The sequence below is a fragment of the Mycolicibacterium rutilum genome (genome assembly GCF_900108565.1).
GTDB lineage: Bacteria > Actinomycetota > Actinomycetes > Mycobacteriales > Mycobacteriaceae > Mycobacterium > Mycobacterium rutilum.
In genome coordinates this window covers 2817181-2840247 of record NZ_LT629971.1, presented here as the reverse complement: position 1 = coordinate 2840247, position 23067 = coordinate 2817181, and the positions used below count along the sequence as shown (strand labels likewise).

At 70.0% G+C, this 23067-nt stretch carries 22 protein-coding genes; 13 read left to right on the top strand and 9 right to left on the bottom strand.

Annotated features, from left to right (window positions below; genetic code table 11):
- Positions 1–4: 4 nt before the first annotated feature.
- Genes BLW81_RS13885 through ychF form a run of 4 tightly spaced genes read right to left on the bottom strand, consistent with a single transcriptional unit; the run spans position 5 to position 2132 of the window.
- Positions 5–403 (bottom strand): VOC family protein, encoded by a 399-nt coding sequence (locus BLW81_RS13885; RefSeq protein ID WP_083410530.1) that lies wholly within the window; start codon positions 401–403, stop codon positions 5–7.
- Positions 404–436: 33 nt separating this feature from the next.
- Entirely contained in the window at positions 437–805 is a 369-nt protein-coding gene (locus BLW81_RS13880; RefSeq protein ID WP_083407659.1) for a type II toxin-antitoxin system VapC family toxin, read from the bottom strand.
- Entirely contained in the window at positions 802–999 is a 198-nt protein-coding gene (locus tag BLW81_RS13875; RefSeq protein ID WP_083407658.1) for a type II toxin-antitoxin system VapB family antitoxin, read from the bottom strand. The genes BLW81_RS13880 and BLW81_RS13875 overlap by 4 nt, the downstream gene beginning before the upstream one ends.
- Positions 1000–1058: 59 nt before the next feature.
- Positions 1059–2132, bottom strand: coding sequence for a redox-regulated ATPase YchF (gene ychF / locus BLW81_RS13870; protein WP_083407657.1), 1074 nt, complete (start codon positions 2130–2132; stop codon positions 1059–1061).
- Between the two features lie 84 nt (positions 2133–2216).
- Here ychF and BLW81_RS13865 point away from each other — a divergent pair, with 84 nt between their 5' ends.
- Positions 2217–3332, top strand: coding sequence for a DUF6542 domain-containing protein (locus tag BLW81_RS13865; protein ID WP_083407656.1), 1116 nt, complete (start codon positions 2217–2219; stop codon positions 3330–3332).
- On the opposite strand, the gene BLW81_RS13860 is transcribed toward BLW81_RS13865, so the two are convergent.
- The gene (locus BLW81_RS13860; protein WP_407662329.1) at positions 3329–5101 is read right to left on the bottom strand and encodes a penicillin-binding transpeptidase domain-containing protein; all 1773 of its coding nucleotides are present in this window, start codon (positions 5099–5101) and stop codon (positions 3329–3331) included. The genes BLW81_RS13865 and BLW81_RS13860 overlap by 4 nt on opposite strands.
- A gap of 11 nt (positions 5102–5112) precedes the next feature.
- Complete coding sequence (locus BLW81_RS13855) at positions 5113–6114, bottom strand: 4-hydroxy-3-methylbut-2-enyl diphosphate reductase (protein ID WP_083410528.1); 1002 nt, start codon at positions 6112–6114, stop codon at positions 5113–5115.
- A 65-nt stretch (positions 6115–6179) separates the two neighbouring features.
- Between BLW81_RS13855 and BLW81_RS13850 the strand changes: the two genes are divergently transcribed.
- The 5 genes from BLW81_RS13850 to BLW81_RS13830 all read left to right on the top strand — a co-directional run bounded on the left by BLW81_RS13850 (position 6180) and on the right by BLW81_RS13830 (position 10101).
- Positions 6180–6731 carry a lipid droplet-associated protein gene (locus tag BLW81_RS13850; RefSeq protein WP_083407655.1) on the top strand — a complete coding sequence of 184 codons (552 nt, stop codon included), beginning with the start codon at positions 6180–6182 and terminating at the stop codon, positions 6729–6731.
- Positions 6728–7957: an exodeoxyribonuclease VII large subunit gene (xseA, locus tag BLW81_RS13845; RefSeq protein WP_083407654.1), complete on the top strand. Its 1230-nt coding sequence runs from the start codon at positions 6728–6730 to the stop codon at positions 7955–7957. The genes BLW81_RS13850 and xseA overlap by 4 nt, the downstream gene beginning before the upstream one ends.
- On the top strand, positions 7954–8160 hold the full coding sequence (locus BLW81_RS13840; RefSeq protein WP_083407653.1) for an exodeoxyribonuclease VII small subunit: 207 nt from the start codon (positions 7954–7956) through the stop codon (positions 8158–8160). Before xseA ends, BLW81_RS13840 begins: the two co-directional genes overlap by 4 nt.
- A gap of 68 nt (positions 8161–8228) precedes the next feature.
- Positions 8229–9347, top strand: a complete 1119-nt coding sequence (locus BLW81_RS13835) for a 3-beta-hydroxysteroid dehydrogenase (protein WP_083407652.1) — start codon at positions 8229–8231, stop codon at positions 9345–9347.
- 40 nt (positions 9348–9387) lie between these two features.
- The gene (locus BLW81_RS13830; RefSeq protein ID WP_083410527.1) at positions 9388–10101 is read left to right on the top strand and encodes an alpha/beta fold hydrolase; all 714 of its coding nucleotides are present in this window, start codon (positions 9388–9390) and stop codon (positions 10099–10101) included.
- Positions 10102–10114: 13 nt separating this feature from the next.
- On the opposite strand, the gene BLW81_RS13825 is transcribed toward BLW81_RS13830, so the two are convergent.
- A complete protein-coding gene (locus tag BLW81_RS13825; protein ID WP_173839721.1) occupies positions 10115–10564 on the bottom strand; it encodes an SRPBCC family protein in 450 nt (149 codons plus the stop codon).
- A gap of 77 nt (positions 10565–10641) precedes the next feature.
- Here BLW81_RS13825 and BLW81_RS13820 point away from each other — a divergent pair, with 77 nt between their 5' ends.
- Genes BLW81_RS13820 through BLW81_RS13810 form a run of 3 tightly spaced genes read left to right on the top strand, consistent with a single transcriptional unit; the run spans position 10642 to position 13426 of the window.
- Entirely contained in the window at positions 10642–11409 is a 768-nt protein-coding gene (locus BLW81_RS13820; RefSeq protein WP_083407650.1) for an SDR family NAD(P)-dependent oxidoreductase, read from the top strand.
- Positions 11406–12233 carry an SDR family oxidoreductase gene (locus tag BLW81_RS13815; RefSeq protein WP_083407649.1) on the top strand — a complete coding sequence of 276 codons (828 nt, stop codon included), beginning with the start codon at positions 11406–11408 and terminating at the stop codon, positions 12231–12233. The genes BLW81_RS13820 and BLW81_RS13815 overlap by 4 nt, the downstream gene beginning before the upstream one ends.
- A gap of 11 nt (positions 12234–12244) precedes the next feature.
- On the top strand, positions 12245–13426 hold the full coding sequence (locus BLW81_RS13810) for an AI-2E family transporter (protein ID WP_083407648.1): 1182 nt from the start codon (positions 12245–12247) through the stop codon (positions 13424–13426).
- On the opposite strand, the gene BLW81_RS13805 is transcribed toward BLW81_RS13810, so the two are convergent.
- Both BLW81_RS13805 and BLW81_RS13800 read right to left on the bottom strand, forming a co-directional pair.
- Positions 13407–14243, bottom strand: a complete 837-nt coding sequence (locus BLW81_RS13805; protein WP_083407647.1) for a dienelactone hydrolase family protein — start codon at positions 14241–14243, stop codon at positions 13407–13409. The genes BLW81_RS13810 and BLW81_RS13805 overlap by 20 nt on opposite strands.
- A gap of 14 nt (positions 14244–14257) precedes the next feature.
- On the bottom strand, positions 14258–14908 hold the full coding sequence (locus tag BLW81_RS13800) for a DUF4245 domain-containing protein (protein WP_083407646.1): 651 nt from the start codon (positions 14906–14908) through the stop codon (positions 14258–14260).
- 55 nt (positions 14909–14963) lie between these two features.
- On the opposite strand from BLW81_RS13800, the gene glpX reads away from it, so the two are divergent.
- From glpX to BLW81_RS13780, 4 genes are all read left to right on the top strand, one after another.
- Positions 14964–15992: a class II fructose-bisphosphatase gene (gene glpX / locus BLW81_RS13795; RefSeq protein WP_083407645.1), complete on the top strand. Its 1029-nt coding sequence runs from the start codon at positions 14964–14966 to the stop codon at positions 15990–15992.
- 23 nt (positions 15993–16015) lie between these two features.
- Entirely contained in the window at positions 16016–17440 is a 1425-nt protein-coding gene (locus tag BLW81_RS13790; protein WP_083407644.1) for a class II fumarate hydratase, read from the top strand.
- Positions 17441–17456: 16 nt separating this feature from the next.
- A complete protein-coding gene (locus tag BLW81_RS13785) occupies positions 17457–20195 on the top strand; it encodes an AAA family ATPase (RefSeq protein WP_083407643.1) in 2739 nt (912 codons plus the stop codon).
- Between the two features lie 90 nt (positions 20196–20285).
- A complete protein-coding gene (locus BLW81_RS13780) occupies positions 20286–23057 on the top strand; it encodes a helix-turn-helix transcriptional regulator (RefSeq protein WP_083407642.1) in 2772 nt (923 codons plus the stop codon).
- The last annotated feature ends 10 nt before the right edge of the window (positions 23058–23067 follow it).

Sequence of the window (23067 nt, the reverse complement as noted above, 5' to 3'; positions counted from 1 at the left end):
TCGGTCAGACACCGAACTTGGACCGCGCCTCGTCGGTGACCGGGGTGAACAGGTTGACGAGGTTGCCGTCGGGATCGCGGAACAACAGCGCCCGGTTGCCCCATGGCATCGTGGTGGGTTCGGTGACGACAGCGTCCAATTGCCCGCGCAGACGGTCATATTCGGTGTCGACATCATCGACGATGAACTCGACGATCGCGCTGCGGTTCGCCGCCGGCTCGGCGGAGCCGACGCCGAACAGGGGGACGGTCTTGTCGCTGCCGATGGCCAACGTGCCCACTGACGTCGGAATCTCGGCGAACAGCTCGTTGCCCCACACCGCTTCGGCGCCGGTGACCATCTCGTAGAACGACACGAGACGCTTCACATCGGAGGTGATGATCCGGATCGACAGCAGCTTCATGACCCGCACGCTAGACCCGGCCACCGACAGGTCTCATTCGTCGAATAACCGGACGCCGACTTCTCTTGACGCAGCTTTCAATCGCTTGCTTCGGGTCCATAGTTGCGCACCGTCGACCATGAAGACCGCGGCCATCAGGTGGATGTCGACAGCGCTAAGCCCGCGTCCCCAAAGTTGGCGCCGATCAACGAGATGCAGGATTTCAGCATGCTGAGCGGTCGGGAACTGCCGCAGGTTCGCGAGAAGCTCGAGCACAACATCCCGGCGTGCGATCGAGCCGAGAGCCAATTCTTCGATGACCAGTGGATGGCAGCCGACTCGATCCAGCTCTAACTGCTCAACCAGCCTGGACTCCGCGGTGTGGAGATGATCGATCCACACCGCGGTGTCGACCAGGATCACCCGGGCGTGCCGCGTCGTCGCGGCGCCGCCTTCGCCTCAGAATCCGATCCGCCCAATGCGGCGAGGCGCCGGGCGCTCTCCACCCGGATCAGCGTCTGCAGACCTCGCTTGAGTAGTGCGACGTTCTCGTGCACCCCCGTCAGCTCGGCAGCTTTGGCCAGCAGATCATCATCGATGGTGACGGTAGTTCTCACCCTGCACCTCCATACGCATCACTGATGCAATCCATGATGCCCTGGTGTTGGTGGGCGAACTAGACGTTGAAGCGGAACTCCACCACGTCGCCGTCGGCCATCACGTAGTCCTTGCCCTCCATCCGGACCTTGCCCGCGGCCTTCGCGGCGGCCATCGAGCCCGCCTCGACCAGGTCGTCGTAAGAGACGATCTCGGCCTTGATGAAGCCCTTCTCGAAGTCGGTGTGGATCACCCCGGCCGCCTTCGGCGCGGTGTCGCCCTGGTGGATCGTCCAGGCACGCGACTCCTTGGGCCCGGCGGTCAGGAACGTTTGCAGCTTCAGCGTGTGAAAACCCGCGCGGGCCAACGCATCCAGTCCGCGTTCGGTCTGGCCGATCGACTCCAGCAGCTCGGCTGCCGACTCGTCGTCGAGCTCCTGCAGCTCGGCCTCGATCTTCGCGTCGAGGAACACCGCATCGGCCGGCGCCACCAGCTCACGCAACTGCGTCTTGCGCGCCTCGTCGGTCAGCACCGCCTCGTCGGCGTTGAACACGTACAGGAACGGCTTGGTGGTCAGCAGGTTGAGCTCGCGCAGCGGCGCCGTGTCTACGCCGGCCGCGAACAGCGTCGTGCCGCCGTTGAGGATCTCCTGCGCGGCGGCGGCCGCCTCGTGCGCGGGCCTGCGGTCCTTGTGTGTCCTGGCCTCTTTCTCCAATCGCGGCAGCGCCTTCTCGAGCGTCTGCATGTCGGCGAGGATCAGCTCGGTCTCGATCACCTCGATGTCGGACTTCGGGTCGATGCGCCCGTCGACGTGTGCGACGTCGTCGTCGCTGAACACCCGCACCACCTGACAGATGGCGTCGCTCTCCCGGATGTTGGCCAGGAACTTGTTGCCCAGCCCTGCGCCTTCGGAGGCGCCCTTGACGATGCCGGCGATATCTACGAAGGTGACCGGCGCATGGACGATCTTTTCCGACTCAAACATTCTGGCGAGTTCGGCCAGTCGCGGGTCCGGCAGCGGCACGACCCCCTCGTTGGGTTCGATGGTCGCGAACGGGTAGTTGGCCGCCAGCACGTCGTTCCGCGTCAACGCGTTGAACAGCGTCGATTTTCCGACGTTCGGCAGGCCGACGATTCCCAGGTTCAAGCTCACAGGCACCAGAGTCTAGGAGACTGTGACGGGCACGCCCGAACCGCGCTGACAGCTACTTCTGACGAAAGCCGGTACGGTCTACCTGTGTCAGCACAGCGCGCACGGTCGGCGGTGGCCGCCGACCACCGATCCGCGCATCCCAATATCCCGGGTGTCCCGTGGTGGGGTGCTGTGCTCATCGCGATCACCGCGACCGCGATCGGCTTCGCCTTCGACGCGGGGGCCGGCAGCAAACAATTGAGCCTGGTGTTCGCCGGCTGCTACGTGATCGGCTGCCTGGCCGCCGTCCTCGCGGTGCGCCAGTCGGCGGTGTTCACCGCCGTCATCCAGCCACCGCTGGTGCTGTTCGTCAGCGTGCCGACCGCCTACTTCCTGTTCACCAGCGGCCAGATCGAAGGCCTCAAGGACCTCGCGATCAACTGTGGCTACCCGCTGATCGAACGCTTCCCGCTGATGTTCTTCACGTCGGCCAGTGTGCTGCTGATCGGCATGGTGCGCTGGTACATCGGGATGGCGACGCGGCGCGCGGCACCAGCACGAGAGGACGCCGACGACGAGCCTTCGACCGGGTTCGCCTCGGCGCTGACCGCCAAGGTCTCGTCGCTGTTCGGCCGCGACGACGAGGACGACGTTGACGACGTCCCACCCCCGCGACGACGCAGGCCCGCATCCGAACGGCCCGCCTCCGAGCGCGCGTCCCGACCGGCCCGCGCCAATCGCGAGCGGGCGGCGAGAGAACGCGGCGAGCGGCCGGCCAAGCGCACCGCGGCGTCACGCTCGCGGCACGTGCGGCCCCCCGAAACCGAGATCATCGAGCCGGTTGCCGACCGTCCGCGTCGCACCCGCAGGCAGGCCGAGCCGCCCGACACAGGCGAGCCACGCCGTCGGGCACGCACCTCGAACCCGCGCCAGCCCGGCCCTCCCCCGTCCGAGCGCCGCTCCCGGTACGACCGCAACGGCTACGAGCGCCCCGGATACGAACGCAACGGCTACGACCGCAGTGAGCGTCGCCGCCGGCTCGACGACTATCAGCCCCGTGAGCCGCACAGCTCGAACGGCAACGGCAGCGGGAATGGCAGTGGCACGCACCACCCCGTCTCGCGGGTCCGCTACCGCGGCGAGGAGAACGACGACCGCGCCGAGTACCGCACCCGTCGCCGCGGCGGCTGGGAAGCCGACTCCTGGGAGTACGACGTCTAGGGAACCCCACGCAGGAACCGACCGGCGGCGTCGACCGCCGGGGCCGAGCTGCCGGCGTCGCTGACGAACACCGCCAGCGCCAGATCGCCCTGGATGCCGACGAACCAGCCGTGTGCGTGGGTGTCGTCGATGTATTCGGCGGTGCCGGTCTTGCCGAGCAGATCCGGGATGTCCTGCAACTGCGTGGCGGTGCCCGCGGTCACGGTCTCGCGCATCATCGTGCGGACCTGTTCGGCGACGGCGGGCGGCAGGGCGTCCGGAACGCGGTCGGGCGTGCCGGGCCGGCCCTCGACGATCGACGGTGCCGGCACCGACCCGTGCGCCAGCGCCGCGGCCACCAGCGCCATCCCGAACGGTGTCGCGGTGACCTTGCCCTGGCCGATACCCTCCTCCACCCGCAGCGCCGCGGTGTCGGCGACGGGCACCGACCCGGTGACCGTCGTCATGCCGGGCGCGGTGTAGTCGATGCCCAGGCCCAGTTGCGCGGCGGCGTTGGTGAGCGCGTCCGGCGGCAGGTCGACCGCGAGCCGGCCCATCGTGGTGTTGCAGGACCGGGCGAACGCGGTGTGCAGCGGCACCTGCCCGAGGTCGAAGTTGTCGTCGTTGGGGATCTGCCTGCCCTCGATGTTCTCGGTGCCCGGGCACGCGACGACGCTGTCCGGGGTGACCTGTCCGGCCTGCAGCGCCGCCGACACGGTCACGGTCTTGAACGTCGAGCCCGGCGGGTAGAGGCCGGTCAGCGCGATCGGGCCCTGCGCGTCGGCGGGCGCGTTCTGCGCGACGGCGAGCAGCGCTCCCGTGGACGGCTGGATGGCCACCAGCGCCGCCGGGGTGGGCAGCGGCGCCAGCGCCGCCTCGCCCGCGCGCAGCAGGTTGATGTCGAGGGTGCTGGCGATGTCGCCGACCGGCTTGGGGTCCTGACCGCCGACGCGCCGCGCGCCCGCGTTGGTCTGCGCGGTGATGGCCCATCCGGCGGCCTCGTCGGTGCGCTGCTGCCAGAGTTCGGAGAGCCCGGCCAGCGTGGGCGCGGTCAGCGTCTTGTCGGTCGCCAGCAGCCGCGTCTGCGGCTGCAGCGTGACGTTGGACAGCGCTGAGAGCTGGGCCTCGATCGGCGCGAGGTCCTCCTGGCGCAGCGTGATCGCGGTGACCGGCTCACCGGCGGCGAGGTCGGTGCGCAGCGAGTCGGCCGTGATCCCGGGGGCGAGCGGATTGAGCAGCGCGGCAACGGCATTCACGTCGGCGCCGGGTGAAACGTCGACCAGCGTGACGACGTGTTGGGTGAGCAACTCGGACCCGGTGCGGTCGAGCACGCGCACCGCGGGGTCCGGGGCCAGCGTGCTGTAGGACAGGGGGCCGGCGTCGAGGCCGGGAGCGACGGTCGTGGGCGCCCAGTCGATCTTCCAGTCGTCGCCGGATGCGGTCGCGGCGCCTGCCGTGCGGTAGGTCCACTCCGTGGTGCCGTCGCGGAACTTCCAATGCACGTCGAGGGTGAAACTGCCGGCGTCCTCGTCGACCTCGACGGTGTCGGGCCGGAACTCGACGTCGGTGCCGAGGCTGGCGAACAGCTTGCCCAGCGTGTCGGTGGCCTGCGCGGGGTCGGTGGTGACCGCGGCCGCCGCCGCCGCGTCGCCGTGGGACAGCGCCTCAGCGAACTGGCGAACCGTGTCTCCAAGGCGGTCTTGCGCGGACGAGCAACCGGCCAGCACCAAGATCAGCGCGCCGAGCGACGCTATTGCGGTAGTTCGCAACGACTTTCGCGACGAGTTCACACCCGGGAAGGCTACGCGCGGGCGGGCCGAATCTCCCTCGGCAACGCGAACACCAGCGTTTCGTTGGCCGTCGTCACCGGTTGCACGGTGTCGTAGCCGTGGTCGGCGAGCCGCTCCAGCACGCCGCGCACGAGAATCTCGGGCACCGACGCTCCGGAGGTGACGCCGACCGTCGTGACCCCGTCGAGCCAGGCCGGGTCGATGTCGTCGGCGTAGTCGACGAGGTGCGCGGCGTCGGAGCCCGCGTTGAGCGCGACCTCGACGAGGCGCACGGAATTCGACGAGTTGCGGGAGCCGACGACGATCACCAGCTCGCATTCCGGCGCCATGGCCTTGACCGCGACCTGACGGTTCTGGGTGGCGTAACAGATGTCGTCGCTGGGCGGGTCCTGCAGGGTCGGGAACTTCTCGCGCAGCCGGCGCACCGTCTCCATGGTCTCGTCGACGCTCAGCGTCGTCTGCGACAGCCAGATGACCTTGCTTTCGTCGCGCACCGTGACCTTGTCGACCGCGTCGGGGTTGTCGACAACCTGGACGTGGTCGGGGGCCTCACCGGCGGTGCCGACGACCTCCTCGTGGCCTTCGTGGCCGATGAGCAGGATGTCGTAGTCGTCGCGGGCGAAGCGCTTGGCCTCGTTGTGCACCTTGGTGACCAGCGGGCAGGTCGCATCGATGACCTGAAGATTGCGCTCGGCGGCGGTCTGGTGCACGGTCGGGGCGACACCGTGCGCGGAGAACACCACGATCGCGCCCTCGGGCACCTCGTCGGTCTCGTCGACGAACACCGCGCCGGCCTTGGCCAGGGTCTCCACCACGTGGCGGTTGTGCACGATCTCGTGGCGCACGTAGACCGGCGCTCCGTGCTTCTCCAGCGCACGCTCGACGGTCTCGACGGCGCGGTCCACGCCCGCGCAGTACCCCCGAGGCTCGGCCAGCAGCACCCTCTTGCCGGTTACGCCGCTCGTGACCGAGCTGGCGGCGCCCGGAATCCCCATGTTGACAGTCGGCGGCATGGCTTCCAGGGTACGCATCCCCGGCCATCCCGGACCAGCGGAGACGTCGCCCGTAGGCTGTGGCCATGGCAACTGCACCGTATGGGGTCCGTCTGCTGGTTGGCGCGGCGGTCACCGCCATCGAGGAAACCCGCAAGCTCCCGCAGACCATCCTGATGTACCCGATGACCGTGGCCAGCCAGGTCGCGCACCTCGTGATGAAGGTGCAGCAGGACGTGGCCGACCTGGTCATCAGGGGCGACGAGACGCTCGAGTCGATCTTCCCGCCCAAGGACGAGCAGCCGGAATGGGCGACGTTCGACGAGGACGTCGACGACGGACCGTCGGCCCCGGTCACCGACGGTGAACGCCGGACCGAGGGCCGCTTCGCGTTGTTCAGCGACGGCGAGCCCGACACGGCCGAGCCCGAACCGCAGGACACGGCCCCCGGTGAGGCGCCCGAGATCGTCACCGAACTGGACTACGAGTCGCTGACGCTGGCCCAGTTGCGGGCGCGGCTGAACACGCTGAGCGTGGCCGACCTCGAGGCGCTGTTGTCCTACGAGGAGGCCACCAAGGCCCGCGCCCCGTTCCAGACCCTGCTGGCCAACAGGATCACCCGCGCGTCCGCCAAGTGACTGAAGCCGAGCCGGGCAAGTCCCCGGACAACCCCTGGCCGGTGCGCGCCGTGGCCACCCGCGTCGCCAAGTACATCGACCGGCTCGGCACCGTGTGGATCGAAGGGCAGCTGACCGAGCTCAAGATGCGCCAGTCCACCGCGTGGATGGTGCTGCGCGACCCGGCCGCCGACATGTCGCTGTCGGTGAGCTGCCCGCGCGACCTGGTGGCCAATGCGCCGGTGCCGCTGACCGAGGGCACCCAGGTGCTGATGCACGGCAAGCCGCAGTTCTACACCCGCAACGGGTCGTTCAGCCTGCGCATCTACGAGATCCGCGCGGTCGGGCTCGGCGAGCTGCTGGCCCGCATCGAGCGGCTGCGCAGGCTGCTCGACGCCGAAGGGCTGTTCGACCCGCGGCTCAAGCGTCCGCTGCCGTTCCTGCCGCGCACCATCGGGCTGATCACCGGCCGCGCCAGCCACGCCGAGCGCGACGTCGTGTCGGTGGCCGGCGATCGTTGGCCCGCAGTGCATTTCGCGATCCGCAACACCGCCGTGCAGGGGCCCAACACGGTGCCGCAGGTGGTCGAGGCGCTACGCGAACTCGACGCCGACGCCGAGGTCGACGTGATCATCATCGCCCGCGGCGGGGGCAGCGTCGAGGATCTGCTGCCGTTCTCCGACGAGACGCTGTGCCGCGAGATCGCCAAGTGCACCACGCCGGTGGTCAGCGCGATCGGCCACGAGCCCGACAACCCACTGTGCGATCTGGTGGCCGACCTGCGCGCCGCGACGCCGACCGACGCCGCCAAGCGTGTGGTGCCCGACGCCGCCGCCGAGCAGGCGCTGATCACCGACCTGTGCCGGCGCGGCGGGCGTGCGCTGCGCAACTGGGTGCACCGCGAAGAACGCCTCATCGACCAGTTGCGCAGCCGCCCGGTGCTGGCCCAACCGCTGGCCGCGATCACCGCGCGCGCCGAGGAGATCGACCGCGCCCGCACCGCGGCCCGCCGCGACATCACCCGGTTGCTCGCGGTGGAGGGCGAGCGGGTCGGCCATCTGGCGGCGCGGCTGTCCACGCTCGGGCCGGCCGCGACGCTGGCGCGCGGCTACGCGGTTGTGCAGACCGCCGACGGCGAGGTGCTGCGCACGACGGCCGACGCCGCCGCGGGTGTCCGATTGCGCGTGCGGGTGTCCGACGGGGCCATCACCGCGGTCAGCGAGGGACCGGAAAGGGACGCGAAATGAAGCCTATTAGTGAGCTCGGGTACGAAGAGGCGCGCGACGAGCTGATCGAGGTCGTGCAGCGTCTCGAGCAGGGCGGGCTTGATCTGGATGCGTCGCTGAAACTCTGGGAACGCGGCGAAGAACTGGCTAAACGATGCGAAGAGCACTTAGCTGGCGCCCGCAAGCGGGTCGAAGACGCGCTGGCCGCCAAGGAGCCCGACTAAGGTTGATTCGGCAACGGATCCACCAGTAGAGGGTTCAAACTGGAACACGTTTCAGTTATGCTCGCCGCATGGGTGACCCAACGTTGACCACCGAACTGGGCCGAGTGCTGGTCACGGGTGGTTCCGGATTCGTCGGCGCCAACCTGGTGACCGAACTGCTCAACCGCGGCTGCCACGTGCGCTCGTTCGACCGCGCGCCCTCTCCCCTGCCCGACCATGACCGCCTCGAGGTCGTCGAGGGCGACATCTGCGACGCCGACACCGTCGCGGCCGCGGTCGCCGGGATCGACACCGTGTTCCACACCGCCGCGATCATCGATCTGATGGGCGGCGCGTCGGTCACCGAGGAGTACCGCGCGCGCAGTTTCGCGGTCAACGTGACCGGCACCGAGAACCTGGTGCGCGCCGCGCAGGCCGCCGGTGTGCAGCGGTTCGTCTACACCGCGTCCAACAGCGTGGTGATGGGTGGCAAGCGCATCGCGGGCGGCGACGAGACCCTGCCCTACACCGAACGTTTCAACGATCTGTACACCGAGACCAAAGTGGTCGCCGAGAAGTTCGTGCTGGCGCAGAACGGCGTCGCCGGCCTGCTGACGTGTTCGATCCGGCCCAGCGGCATCTGGGGCCGCGGCGACCAGACGATGTTTCGCAAGGTGTTCGAGAGCGTGCTGGCCGGCCACGTCAAGGTGCTGGTCGGCGGCAAGAACGTCAAGCTCGACAACTCGTTCGTGCACAACCTCATTCACGGTTTCATCCTGGCCGCGCAGCACCTGGTGCCCGGCGGCTCGGCGCCCGGTCAGGCATACTTCATCAACGACGGTGAGCCGGTCAACATGTTCGAGTTCTCCCGTCCGGTGGTGGAGGCGTGCGGCCGCAGCTACCCGAGGATCCGGGTGCCGGGGCGGCTGGTCTGGCTGGCGATGACCGTGTGGCAGTGGCTGCACTTCAAGTTCGGGCTGCCCAAGCCGATGATCGAACCGCTTGGCGTGGAACGGCTCTACCTCGACAACTACTTCTCCATCGCCAAGGCGCAGCGTGACCTCGGCTACCGCCCGCTGTTCACGACCGAACAGGCGATGGCGGAGTGCCTGCCGTACTACGTCGACCTGTTCCAGCAGATGCAGAGCGGCGAGGGTGCTGCCGAGCGGCCAGTTATCCCTCGCGAGAGCGCCGTTCGCGCGCGATAAGTGGCCACTCGGCACGTCTGGATCGCGCATTGTGGTGGCGATGGCCGAATCACGCTTCACCACGAACGCCGGGGCTCGTATCCACTACCTGGACTCGGGCGGTGACGACCGGGGCGCGCCGATCGTGTTCGTGCCGGGCTTCACCTGCGTCGCCGCCGACTACGTCGAGGTGCTGCCGGTGTTCGGGCGCCGCACCGTCGTGGTGGAGCTGCGCGGACATGGCCGCAGCAGTGCACCCGAAAGCAGTTACGACTCAACAACACTGGCGTCTGACGTGGGAGCCGTCGTCGACGCGGTGACCGACGGTCCGGTCCATTTGGTGACGTTCTCGCGCGGCACCCCGTACGCGTTGAGCTGGGCGCTGGCCCATCGCGACCGGGTGCGCTCGCTGTCGATCGGCGACTACGTGCCCGAGGAGATCACGCTGCCCGGGGACGTGTCGACGTTCCTGCTGGACGGTCGGTGGCGCGGTACCCCGGTGCACGAGCGGCTCAACCGGGCCGCCGGCGAGGCGATCTTCCGGGCGGCGCGTCGGCAGTCGTTCTGGGAGGCGCTGGCGCAGTGGCAGCCGCCGCTGCTGGTGGTGCGCAGTCCGCACAGCCCGTTGATCGCCGACGAGGCGTGGGCGCGGTACCGGGAGCTGTTCCCGTCGGCGGCGCTGCACGTGTTCGCCGACTCCCCGCACGACATCTTCCGTCCCGACCGCGACCGGTACCCGGCGCTGGTCCGTGACCATGTCGACGGTGTGGGGTGAACCCGCTTGTCGCTCAGCTGCTTTCGGCGGCCTGCTTGATCGCGGCGAGCGTGGCGGGGATGCCGGTACGCGCGGCCTCGCGGCGCTCGGCGATCTGCGCGTCGCCCTGCTCGCCGTAGCGTTCGTGAAAGCCCGCGACGCCCTTGGGCCGCAACTCCCAGTGCTCGGTCAGCGTGGTGCCGCCGTCGGCGGGCTCGAAGGTGTAGCCCCAGTACACCCAGCCGTCGTTGACCTCCCACGCGAACTCGCGGCCGGGCTCGGCGGCCACCACCTGCGACCGCGTCTCCCACGTCCGTTCGGGAGTCTCGTTGCGACCGGTGAACCAGGCGCCGACCCGCGGCCCGTCGCCCTCGTCCCACCAGCAGGCGCGGCAGATCGGGCTCCACTCACCCATCCTGGTCACGTCGGACACCATCTCGTAGAGCTGATCGGGCGGCACCGCCACGTGGATCGACTCCGACATCTTCAGATCCGTCACGAACCGAGTGTGTCAAAGCGCTAAGTTGGAACGCGTTCCAGTCGGGTCGAAAGGGCAACTGTATGAGCAACGGTCGTTCGGCAGTGGTGATCGGCGCCGCGTCGGGCATCGGTTGGGCGACGGCGCGCGCACTGGCCGCCGAAGGCGACCGGGTCACCCTGGCCGACCGCAACCTCGACGGCGCCGAGCAGCGCGCCGGCGAACTCGGCGCGCCGCACACCGCCGCGCACGTCGAGGTCACCGACGAAGCGTCGGTGAAGGCGTTGTTCGACGGGCTCGGGCCGCTCGACATCGCGGTCAACTGCGCGGGTTTCGGCAGCCTCGGGCTGATCACCGATCTCGCCGTCGAGGAGTTCCGCTCGGTGATCGACGTCTGCCTCACCGGCGCCTTCATCGTCGCCAAGTACGCCGGACAGACCCTGCAACCCGGCGGCTCGCTGGTGTCGATCAGCTCGCTCAACGGCCGCCAACCCGCCGTCGGCATGAGCGCCTACTGCTCAGCCAAGGCGGGGCTGTCGATGCTGACCCAGGTCGCCGCGCTGGAGATGGGCCCGCGCGGCATCCGGGTCAACGCCGTGGCACCCGGATTCGTCGAGACCCCGCTGACCGAGGGATCGTCGCTCGTCCCCGGTCTCGTCGAGGACTACGTCGGCAACACCGCGCTCGGGCGGGCGGGACAGCCCGAGGAGATCGCCGACGCGGTGGTGTTCCTGTGCTCGGAGAAGGCCGGCTGGCTCACCGGTGAGGTGCTCGACCTCAACGGCGGCGCCCACCTGAACAAGTATCCCGACGTGCTCGGGCACGTGATGAAATTGGCAGAGCAGTCATGACTTTCGCGGGTAAGCAGGCGCTCGTCACCGGCGCCGGATCCGGCATCGGCGCGGCGCTGTGCCGGGCACTGGTCGCCGCGGGCGCGGAGGTGATGTGCACCGACGTCGACGGTGAGGCCGCCGGCCGCACGGCGTCGGGCCTCGGCCCCGCTGCCCGCGCGGCGCGCCTCGACGTCACCGACGCCGACGCCGTGCAGGGCGCCGTCGACGAGGTGGTGCAGCGGGCGGGGCGGCTCGACCTGATGTTCAACAACGCCGGAATCGTCTGGGGCGGCGACACCGAACTGCTCACGCTCGAGCAGTGGAACGCCATCATCGACGTCAACATCCGCGGCGTGGTGCACGGCGTCGCGGCCGCCTATCCGCTGATGGTGCGGCAGGGCCACGGCCACATCGTCAACACCGCATCGATGGCAGGTCTGACCGCCGCGGGCCAGGTCACCAGCTACGTGATGACCAAGCACGCCGTCGTCGGGCTGAGCATGGCGCTGCGCAGCGAGGCCGCCGCCCGCGGCGTCGGCGTGCTGGCCGTGTGCCCCGCCGCGGTCGAGACGCCGATCCTGGACAAGGGCTCGGTCGGCGGGTTCGTCGGCCGCGACTACTTCCTGCAAGCCCAGGGCGGCAAGGCCTATGACGCGGACCGGCTGGCCCGCGACATCCTGCGCGCCGTCGAGAAGAACAAGCCGATCCTGGTCAAACCGCGCATCGCGCACGCTCAGTGGCTGTTCGCGCGGCTCGCCCCGGGCCTGATGAACCGGGTGTCGATGCGGTTCATCGCCGACCAGCGGGCCAAACAAGCGCAAGCGAGGTCGTCGACGCTGTAGACATAGCGGCGATGGCTACCGAATTCTCCATGCCGCAGCGGCGGGCCCTGGCCGTCGCGACCGTCGTCGCGGTCGCGTTCGGGGCGTACTTCCTGCGCGGCTACTTCATCCTGATCGTGGTGGCCGCGGTCGCGGCGTACCTGTTCTCGCCGCTGTATCTACGGCTCAACCGCCGGCTCGGCACCGGGCTGTCGGCGACGCTGACCCTGCTGGCCGCCTTCGCCGCGGTGATCGTGCCGTTGAGCCTGTTCGTGTTGCTCGCGGTCGTGCAGATCACCACGATGGTCGAGCGGGTCGCCGAATGGGTGGGCCGCACAGACCTTTCGGCGCTCGGCGACCGGGCGCTGCAGTTCGTCAACGACCTGCTGCGCCGCGTGCCCTACATCGACACCACGGTCACCCCGGAGTCGCTGCGCGAATCCATGACCAAGGTCGCGCAGGAGGCCGGCCAGTGGCTGCTGGGTCTGCTGCAGGGCGCTGCCGGTGGCGTGTTCGGCGCGATCACCGCGCTGATCCTGTTCCTGTACGTGTTCCTGTCGCTGTTGGTCAACCGGGAGCGCGTCGTGACCGTCGTGCGTCAGCTCAACCCGCTCGGCGAGGACGTCACCGACGTCTACATGTCGAAGATGGGCGCGATGGTGAAGGGCACCGTGATGGGCCAGTTCGTCATCGCGGTGTGCCAGGGCGTCGCCGGTGCGGTGTCGATCTACCTCGCGGGTTTCCACCAGGGCTTCTTCCTGTTCGCCGTGCTGCTGTCGGCGCTGTCGGTCATCCCGCTGGGCAGCGGCATCATCACGATCCCGTTCGGTGTCGGAATGATCCTGTTCGGCAACGTGTTCGGCGGGGTGTTCGTGATCCTGTTCCACCTCATCGTGGTGACCAACATCGACAACTTCCTGCGCCCGATCCTGGTGCCGCGGGAAGCCCGGCTGGACTCCGCGCTGATGCTGCTGGCGGTGTTCGCGGGCATCACCATGTTCGGCGCGTGGGGCATCGTGATCGGCCCGGTGCTGATGATCGTCATCGTCACCACGATCAGCGTCTATCTGCAGGAGTACAAGGGCGTGCCGATGCAGCGCCACGACACCGACGAGAAGCCCAAGCGACGAAACCCGTTCTGGTGGTTGGGCCGCCGCTTGAAGGAGGCCAGGGCCAAGAAGGCGCGCCCGGAACCTAAACCAGCCGCTCCTTGAGGAACGCGACGACGCGCTTGAGTGCGACGTCGGTCGGATGACCCTCGCGCTCACGCAGTTCCAGCGTCAGCACCGAGTGCGCCATCGCGGTGAACCCGTGCTCGTTGCCCTTGCCCGAGTCGATCTCGATCACCTCGAACGCGTCACCGAGCCGGTCCTTGAGCGTCGTGAACCGTTCGGCCGGTGACAACGGGTCCTTACTGAACCGCAGCCCCAGCGCGCACAGGCCCTCGTTGGCGGCCCGGCGTTCGACGATCTTCAGCTCGGCCTCCGACAGCCCGGGGTCGCGGCGCTGCTTGGGCGTCAACGGCAGCGGCAGCGACGGCTGGCTCAGCACCGGCGCCAGCACGCTGTCGTCGACGGCCGCCGCGAGCGCGAAGCCGCCGGTGAAGCACTGCCCGATCACGCCGACGCCCTTGCCCGGCGTCTGCTCGTTGAGGTCACGGGCCAGCGCCCGCAGGTAGTGCGCGACGGGACGGTCGGCGTTCGTCGCGAACGCGGCGAACTCGCGGGCCACGCAGCCGCGCAGCATCACCGGCACCATCCCGGGCCGCATCGGCGGCGCTCCCGGCGTCCCGAACAGCGACGGCATCGCGACCGTGAACCCGTTGTCCACCAGGTGGTTACCGAGCGCCAGCACCCCGGGATGTGCGCCGGGCATCTCCGGGATGAGCACCACGCCGGGGCCCTCGCCCTTGCGGTAGACGTCGTGGGTGTATCCGGACGCGGTGAACGGCGCGAGGGCCCACCCGGTGAGGTCGGCTTGCGGAGCCGCCTGGCCGGCGACATTGGGCTCCGGGGCGGTATCGGCGGTCATGGGCTCTCCGTGGGTCAGGCAGCGGGCAGCGGGGACGCGGTCTGCGTCGCCGACGCCAGCGTACGAAACTCCGCGGCGTTCGCGGCCCCGGTCAGCGCGATCTGGGCGGGGCCCCCGGCGCCGGTCAGGCGGGTGGTCCACACCGGTTCGGCGGGGTCGCCGTCGTCGTCGCTGCCCTCGTAGACCACCCAGCGCACACCGTCGACGTCGACCACCCCGGTCGGCACGACGTCGGCGTTGAGCGAGCCGACCAGTTTGTCCTCGTCGGCGTTGCTCTGGGTGAGGCTCACGTACATACCGCTGGGCGCCAGGTAGCCGACGGTCGAACTCACCGCCCGCGCCGGTTGGCGGGTCGCCGGGTCGATGCGTCCGGCGTCGATGCCCTGCCGGCTGCCGGAGTTGGACTGCCATCCCTCGGGCAGCGCGGGCACCCGGATCGGGATCTTGAGCGCGTCGGCGTCGGCTCGCAGCGCCGCGGGTGCGTCGTGCGAGGGTGCGGGCCCCTTGCCCGGGCCACCGGCCTGGAACGAACACATGCCGAGCAGCCCGGCCAGCACGATGCAGGCGACCACCAGCGGCGCGATCGACCAGAACATGTCGCGGCCGTCGTGGAGCAGCCGCGACTTGGCAGGTTTGGGTACCGGCTGCGGCTGTGGCGTGGTCATGCCTGCCAGTATCCCAGCTCCCAAACTCCGATCCGCTAATGGGAGAATCTGGCGCATGAGCCCCTCGCGCGGTGAAGCACCTGATCGAAATCTGGCCCTTGAGCTGGTCCGGGTCACCGAAGCCGGCGCCATGGCCGCCGGCCGGTGGGTCGGCCGCGGCGACAAGGAGGGCGGCGACGGCGCGGCGGTCGACGCCATGCGTGAGCTGGTGAACTCCGTGTCGATGCGCGGCGTCGTGGTGATCGGCGAGGGCGAGAAGGACAACGCGCCGATGCTCTACAACGGCGAAGACGTCGGCAACGGCGACGGGCCGGAGTGTGACTTCGCCGTCGACCCGATCGACGGCACCACGCTGATGAGCAAGGGCCTGTCCAACGCGATCTCGGTGCTCGCGGTGTCCGAGCGCGGCACCATGTACGACCCGTCGGCGGTGTTCTACATGAACAAGATCGCCGTCGGCCCCGACGCGGTCGACGCGATCGACATCACCGCGCCGATCGGCGAGAACATCCGCCAGGTCGCCAAGGCCAAGGGCGTGTCGGTGTCGGACCTGACCGTCTGCATCCTCGACCGGCCCCGCCACGAGCAGCTGATCCGCGACGTGCGCGACGCCGGTGCGCGCTGCCGGTTGATCTCCGACGGCGACGTCGCGGGTGCGATCTCGGCGTGCCGCCCCAACACCAGCACCGATCTGCTCGTCGGCATCGGCGGCACCCCGGAGGGCATCATCGCCGCGGCCGCCATCCGCTGCATGGGCGGCGCCATCCAGGGCACGCTGGCGCCCAAGGACGACGAGGAACGCCAGAAGGCGATCGACAAGGGCCTCGACCTGGACCAGGTGCTGCACACCGAGGACCTGGTGTCCGGCGAGAACGTGTTCTTCTGCGCGACCGGCGTCACCGACGGCGACCTGCTCAAGGGCGTGCACTTCTACGGCGGCGGCTGCACCACCCAGTCGATCGTCATGCGGTCCAAGTCGGGCACCGTGCGGATGATCGAGGCCTACCACCGGCTCTCCAAGCTCAACGAGTACTCCGCGATCGATTTCACCGGCGACAAGAACGCCGTCTACCCGCTGCCGTAACCCCAACCACGAGAAGGGCACACATGAGCGCCGAGCCGTCTGTCACCGACGACACCGAGTTCCGCATCGAGCACGACACCATGGGCGAGGTCCGGGTGCCGGTCAACGCGCTGTGGCGCGCGCAGACCCAGCGCGCGGTGGAGAACTTCCCGATCTCCGGGCGCGGCCTCGAGCGCACCCAGATCCGCGCGCTCGGCCTGCTCAAGGGCGCCTGCGCTCAGGTGAACAAGGACCTGGGGCTGCTCGACGCCGCCAAGGCCGACGCGATCATCGCCGCGGCCGCCGAGATCGCCGACGGGCTGCACGACGACCAGTTCCCGATCGACGTGTTCCAGACCGGCTCGGGCACCAGCTCGAACATGAACACCAACGAGGTGATCGCGGGCATCGCGGGGCGCAACGGGGTGACCGTGCACCCCAACGACGACGTCAACATGTCGCAGAGCTCCAACGACACCTTCCCCACCGCGACGCACATCGCCGCGACGGAAGCCGCTGTGCGCCACCTGATCCCGGCGCTCGAGGTGCTGCACGAGTCGCTGGCGGCCAAGGCGCGCCAGTGGCGCACGGTGGTGAAGTCCGGCCGCACGCACCTGATGGACGCCGTGCCGGTCACGCTGGGCCAGGAGTTCGGCGGCTATGCCCGCCAGGTCGAGGCGGGCATCGAGCGCGTCAAGGCGACGCTGCCGCGGCTCGGTGAGCTCGCGATCGGCGGCACCGCCGTCGGCACCGGGCTCAACGCCCCCGACGACTTCGACGAGCGCGTCGTCGCCGTGCTCAGCGAGCAGACCGGGCTGGCCGAACTGCGGGTCGCCGTCGACCATTTCGAGGCCCAGGCCGCCCGCGACGGTCTGGTCGAGGCGTCCGGCGCGCTGCGCACCATCGCGGTGTCACTGACCAAGATCGCCAACGACATCCGGTGGATGGGCTCGGGACCGCTGACGGGGCTGGGCGAGATCCAGCTGCCCGACCTGCAGCCCGGCAGCTCGATCATGCCCGGCAAGGTGAACCCGGTGATCCCGGAGGCGGTGACGCAGGTGGCCGCCCAGGTCATCGGCAACGACGCCGCGATCGCCTGGGGCGGCGGCAACGGCGCCTTCGAGCTCAACGTCTACATCCCGATGATGGCGCGCAACATCCTCGAGTCGTTCAAGATCCTGACCAACGCCTCGAAGTTGTTCGCCGAGCGCTGCATTGACGGCCTGGTCGCCAACGAGGAGCGGCTGCGCGAGCTCGCGGAGTCGTCACCGTCGATCGTGACGCCGCTGAACTCGGCGATCGGCTACGAGGAGGCCGCGGCCGTCGCCAAGCAGGCGCTCAAGGAGAAGAAGACCATCCGGCAGACGGTCATCGACCGCGACCTGATCGGCGAGAAGCTGTCCGAGGAAGAGCTCGACAAGCGGCTCGACGTACTGGCGATGGCCAAGGTGAAGGACGGCGACCGCTAAGGCGTTGACTGCGCGGATGCCGACCTACCTCGCGAACCGGCCCACGGAGGAGGCCGCGGTCGCGGAGTTCCTCAACGCCGCGTCGCAGGCGCCGTCGGCACTGCTGATCGACGGTGAGGCCGGCATCGGCAAGTCCACGCTGTGGCTCGCGGCGCTGGACCGGGCAGCCGGCCAGGGATTCCAAATCCTGTCCGCCCGAACGGCTTTCGTGGAGTCCGTCGCCGCCTACGCCACGCTGGCCGAGCTGCTCGGCGACGTGCCTGCCGACGTCGTCGCGGATCTGCCGAGCGCCCAGCGCGTGGCGCTCGAACAGGTCCGCGGTGACGCCGAGGCCGCACCCACCGATCAACGCGCGGTCGCGGCGGCGTTCCTGTCGGTCGTCGAGCAGCTCGCCGAGCAGGCGCCGGTGCTGCTCGCTCTCGACGACGCGCAGTGGATCGACCAGTCCAGCGTGCACGTGCTGGCCTACACCGCGCGCCGGCTGTCCGGACCGGTGGGGGTGCTCGGCACCGTCCGCACCGAGGGCCCGGGCGATCCGGTCTCCTGGCTGCAGATGCGCCGCCCGGATGCTGTGCATCGGATCGCGCTGCGACCGTTGGCTTCTCGCGCACTGCAGTCCGTCGTCACCGAGCACCTCGGCCGGCCGGTGCCGCGCACGAAGATGGCCCGGATCTACGACATCTCCGGCGGAAACCCGTTCTACGCCATCGAATTGGCCAAGGTGTTCGACAGCGGTGAGGACAAGCCGTTGCCGCACACGCTGTCCGCCGTCGTGCAGGCCCGGCTCGACGGGCTGGAGGCCGACGTGCACGCTCCGCTGCTGGCGGCCGCCACCGCTGCCGCGCCGACCGTCGACCTCGTCGTCGCGGCGATCGGCGCCGGACACGACCGGACCGTCGAGCTGCTCGAAGCCGCCGAGCAGCAGGGCATCATCGCGATCGAGGGGAACCGGATCCGATTCACCCACCCGCTGCTGGCCACCGGCGTGTACACCAGCTCCCCGACCGACGAGCGCAGGCAGATGCACCGCAGGCTCGCCGGTGTCGTCGGCGAACCCGAAATGCGGGCCCGGCACCTCGCACTGGCGACGACGACGACGGGTGACGACGAGACCGTGACCGCGTTGGAACGCGCGGCGGCCGGCGCCCAGGCCCGCGGTGCGCCCGCCGCCGCTGCCGAACTGATGGAACTGGCGATCACCCTCGGCGGGTCGACGCCGGAGCGCCGAATCCGGTTGGCGGCGCACGTCTTCGACGGTGGTGACCCGGGCCGCGCCCGGACGCTGCTGGAACGCGCCATCGCCGAGTTGCGGCCCGGCCCCGGGCGCGCGCAGGCGCTGCACCTGTTGGCGGTGGTGCGCTTCATCGACGACGGCTTCGTCGACGCGGTCGAACTGCTGCAGCGCGCACTGGCCGAGGACCGGCCCGACGGTCCGCTGCGCGCGGTGGTGCTGACCACGCTGGCCTACGGGCTGTACATGACCGGCGACCCGGACACCGCGCACCGGCGTGCCGAGGAAGCCGTCGCCTGCGCCGAGGGGGTCGGGGTGCCCGGCCTGCTCAGCCAGGCGCTCGGCGCGCAGGCGATCATCCGGTACTTCACCGGCGGCGGGGTGGACGAGGCCAGCATGCAGCGCGCCCTGGACCTCGAGGACCACGACCTGTTCGCGCCCGTCATGCTCCGACCGAGCCTCGAGCACGCGCTGATCCTGGCCTGCATCGGTGAGCTCGACGCGTCGTTCGACCTGATGCGGGAGATCGAACGGCGCTGCGTCGAACGAGGCGAGGAGGGCGAGCTCGTCTTCGTCGAGTTCTACGTTGCGCTGACCCGCATCTGGCGGGGCGATCTGGCGACCGCCGAACAGCTCGCCGACAACGTCGACGAGTTGGCCCAGCAGCTCGGCGGCGGGTTCCCGGCGATGCTCAGCGCGGTGCTGCGCGCGTGGCTCGCGGTCTACCGGGGCGACGAGCGCGAGGCGCGGCGGGCCATCGCCGAAGCGACCGACGCCAGCGAGCGCAGCGGCACGGCGTGGCATCGGGACTGGACGGTGACCGCGCATGGGCTGCTGGAGGTCTCGCTCGGCAACTACGCCGCCGCGGTGGGATCGCTGCAGCCGCTGATCGACCGGTTCGTCCCGGACTCGACGGAAATTCAGGCCGCCTCCTACATCCCCGACGCGGTCGAGGCGCTCGTCGAACTCGGCCGCACCGAAGAGGCCGAACCTCTGGTGGCGGCGCTCGAGCGCAACGGCGAGCGGCTGGACCGGCCGTGGATGCTGGCCCACGGCGCGCGCTGCCGTGCCCTGCTGCTGGCCGCCGCCGGGGACCTGCGTGGCGCGGTGCGCGGTGCGCGTCGGGCGGTCGAGCAGCACGACCGGCTGCCGATGCCGTTCGAGCAGGCGCGCACCACCCTGGTGCTGGGCCAGTTGCAGCGGCGGGCCCGCGACCATGCGGCGACGGCGTCGCTGCGCCAGGCGCTGGCCACGTTCGAGCGCCTCGGCACGCCGCTGTGGGCCGACCGCGCCCGCAGCGCGCTGAGCGGGCTCAGCAGCGGGCCTGCGACCCCGTCCGCATTGACCGCCGCCGAATCGCGCATCGCCGAACTGGCCGCTGCCGGGCTGACCAACCGCGACGTCGCCAACGAGCTGTTCCTCAGCGCCAAGACCGTCGAAGCGACGCTCGCGCGGGTCTACCGCAAACTGGGCATCCGGTCGCGCGCCGAGCTGGGCCGGCTGATGGGTAGGCCCGACGCTTAACGGGTATAACCTGTTCGCCGTTGTCAAGCCTTGCGTTCGTGATTGCCAAACATTGGCGTTTGCTGCAGTCCACCTGTAATCCTGATCAACATGCCGGGGGACGTCGTGGTCGGCCAGCCAACCCATCAGCGGGCGATTGCCGCCTTCCTGAGGGCGGCTGCCGATGGCCCGTCGGCGTTGCTGATCGAGGGTGAGGCGGGCATCGGCAAGACCACCCTGTGGTTAGCTGCCGTCGAGAAAGCGCAGCAGGCCGGGTTCCGGGTGCTGTCCACCCGCGCGGCGGCCGCCGAATCCGTGCTCGCGTACACCGCGCTGGCCGATCTGCTCGACGAGGTGGACGCGGGCGCGTGGGCGGAGCTGCCCACCCCGCAGCTGCTCGCCGTCGACCAGGTGCTGCTGCGGGCCGAGACCGACGTCGTCACCGACCAGCGGGCGGTGGCTGCGGCGTTCCTGTCGGTGGTCGAGCGCCTGGCCGAGCAGGGCCCGGTGCTGTTGGCCGTCGACGACCTGCAGTGGCTGGACCCGTCGAGCATGCACGTGGTGGCGTTCGCCGCGCGCCGCCTCACAGGCCCCGCCGGGCTGCTCGCCACCGTCCGCACCGAGGCCGGTGACGGCGCGGGCGCGGCGTGGCTGCAGCTGCCGCGACCGGAGGCGGTCAACCGGATCCGGCTGCGGCCGCTCAACGTGTCCGACCTGCACGCCGCGGTGTCCTCACGGCTGCGTCGACCGTTCTCCCGGCCCGCCATCGGGCGGATCCACCAGGTATCGGGCGGCAACCCGTTCTACGCAATCGAACTCGCCCGCGCGATCGACGAGCACGCGTCGGGCATCGACACGGCGCTGCCCCGCACACTCACCGACGTGGTGCGCACCCGGCTCGGCAGTCTCGAACCCGAGGTCCACGACGCGCTGCTGGCGGCCTCCTGCCTGGCCGCCCCGACCGTCGAACTCGTGTCGAGCGCCACGCAGAGCGACGACGACGATCTGGTCGACTTGCTGGAAACCGCTGAGAGCAAAGGCATCATCGCGATCGACGGCAACCGGATCCAGTTCGCGCACCCGCTGCTCGCCCGCGGCGTGTACACCCAGGCGCCGCCCGGCAGGCGCCGGTCGATGCACCGCAGGCTCGCCGAGATCGTCGACGAACCCGAGTTGCGGGCCCGGCATCTGGCGCTCGCCGCGACCAGCGGTGACGAGGTCACACTCAAGGCGCTCGACATGGCCGCCGAGTCGGCGCGGGTGCGGGGCGCGCCGGCGGCGGCGGCCGAACTGCTCGATCTGGCGATCGGGCTCGGCGGCGACACCCCGGACCGGCGGCTGCTGTCGGCGCTGCACCACTTCGATGCGGGTGACCAGGAGCGGGCGGCGGCGGTGCTCGAGGAGGCGATCGGACAACTGCCGTCGGGCGATCTGCGTGCGGAAGCCCTGACCCGGCTGGCCGTGGTGCGGCTCTACAACGAAGGATTCTTCGAGGCCGCGCGCGTCCTGCGGGAGGCCCTCGACGAGGTGCGCGACAACCGGCCGCTGCGCGTACAGGCCCTGATCACGTTGGCCTACGCGCGGTTTCACGGCAACACGCTGGCCGACGCCCTGGCGACGGCCGAGGAAGCCGCCGCCGACGCCGAACAGTTGGACAACCCGCACCTGCTGAGCATGGCGCTGGGCATGGTGGTCACCCTGCGGTTCGCCACCGGTGCGGGCTATGACGACGAGCTGCTACAGCGGGCGCTCGAGCTCGAAGATCAGGAAGCGTTGACGCCGTTGGTGTTTCGGCCCAGCATCCAGCACGCGCTGCTGCTCGAGTGGACCGGCCAGCTCGAGCAGGCCCGCGCGCAGCTGGACAAGATCCGCGCGCGCTGCCTGGAGAAGGGCGAAGAAGGCGAGCACGTGTTCATCTCGCAGCACGTGGTGACGACGGCGATCATGCACGGGGACTTCGACGAGGCCCGGTCGGTGGCCGAGGACGCCCTGGACAAGGCGCGCCAGCTCGGCGGGCACACCCCGCAGTTCCTCACGCAGAGCTTGCGGGCGCTGCTGACCACGTTCGCCGGCGAGGAGGCCGCCGCCAGGGCGGCGATCGAGGAGGCGCTCGAATCCGGCAGGCGCACCGGCACCTTGCGGCTCGCGGCGCGGGTGCGCTCGGCGCTGGGCTTCCTCGAGCTGTCGCTGGGCAACTACGAGGCCGTGGTGGCCGCGGTCGAGCCGATGCTGTCGGCCTTCGATCCGCAGACCACGCCGACCGAGCTGCCGGACGCCAACTACATGCCCGACGCCGTCGAGGCGCTCATCCACCTCGAGCGGCTCGCCGAGGCCGAGCCGTTGATCGCGGCGCTGGAGCGCAACGGCCGGCGGGTCAACCGCCCGTGGATGCTCGCCGTCGGATCCCGGTCGCGGGCGATGCTGCTGGCCGCGCAGGGTGACCTCGACGGCGCGCAGGCGGCCGCCGAGTATGCGCTGACCGTCCACGAAGACCTGCCCATGCCGTTCGAGCGCGGCCGCACGCTGCTGATCCTCGGGCAGATCGAACGCCGGCAACGCAAGAAGGAATCGGCGTCGGCGCATCTGCAGGAGGCGCTGGAGACGTTCGAGGACCTCGGCGTGCCGCTGTGGGCCGACCGGGCGCGCGCGGAGTTGTCGCGGTCCAACGTCGGGCCGCGCCGCGACGGGCAGCTGACGCCGTCCGAACAGCGGGTCGCCGAGCTGGCGGCGTCGGGGATGAAGAACCGCGACGTGGCCACCGCGCTGTTCATCAGCCCCAAGACCGTCGAGGCGAACCTGGCGCGGATCTACCGCAAACTCGGGATCAAGTCGCGCGCCGAGCTGGGCCGCCACATCGGCAGGCCGCACGAATCGGAAACGTAGGGAAAGTCCC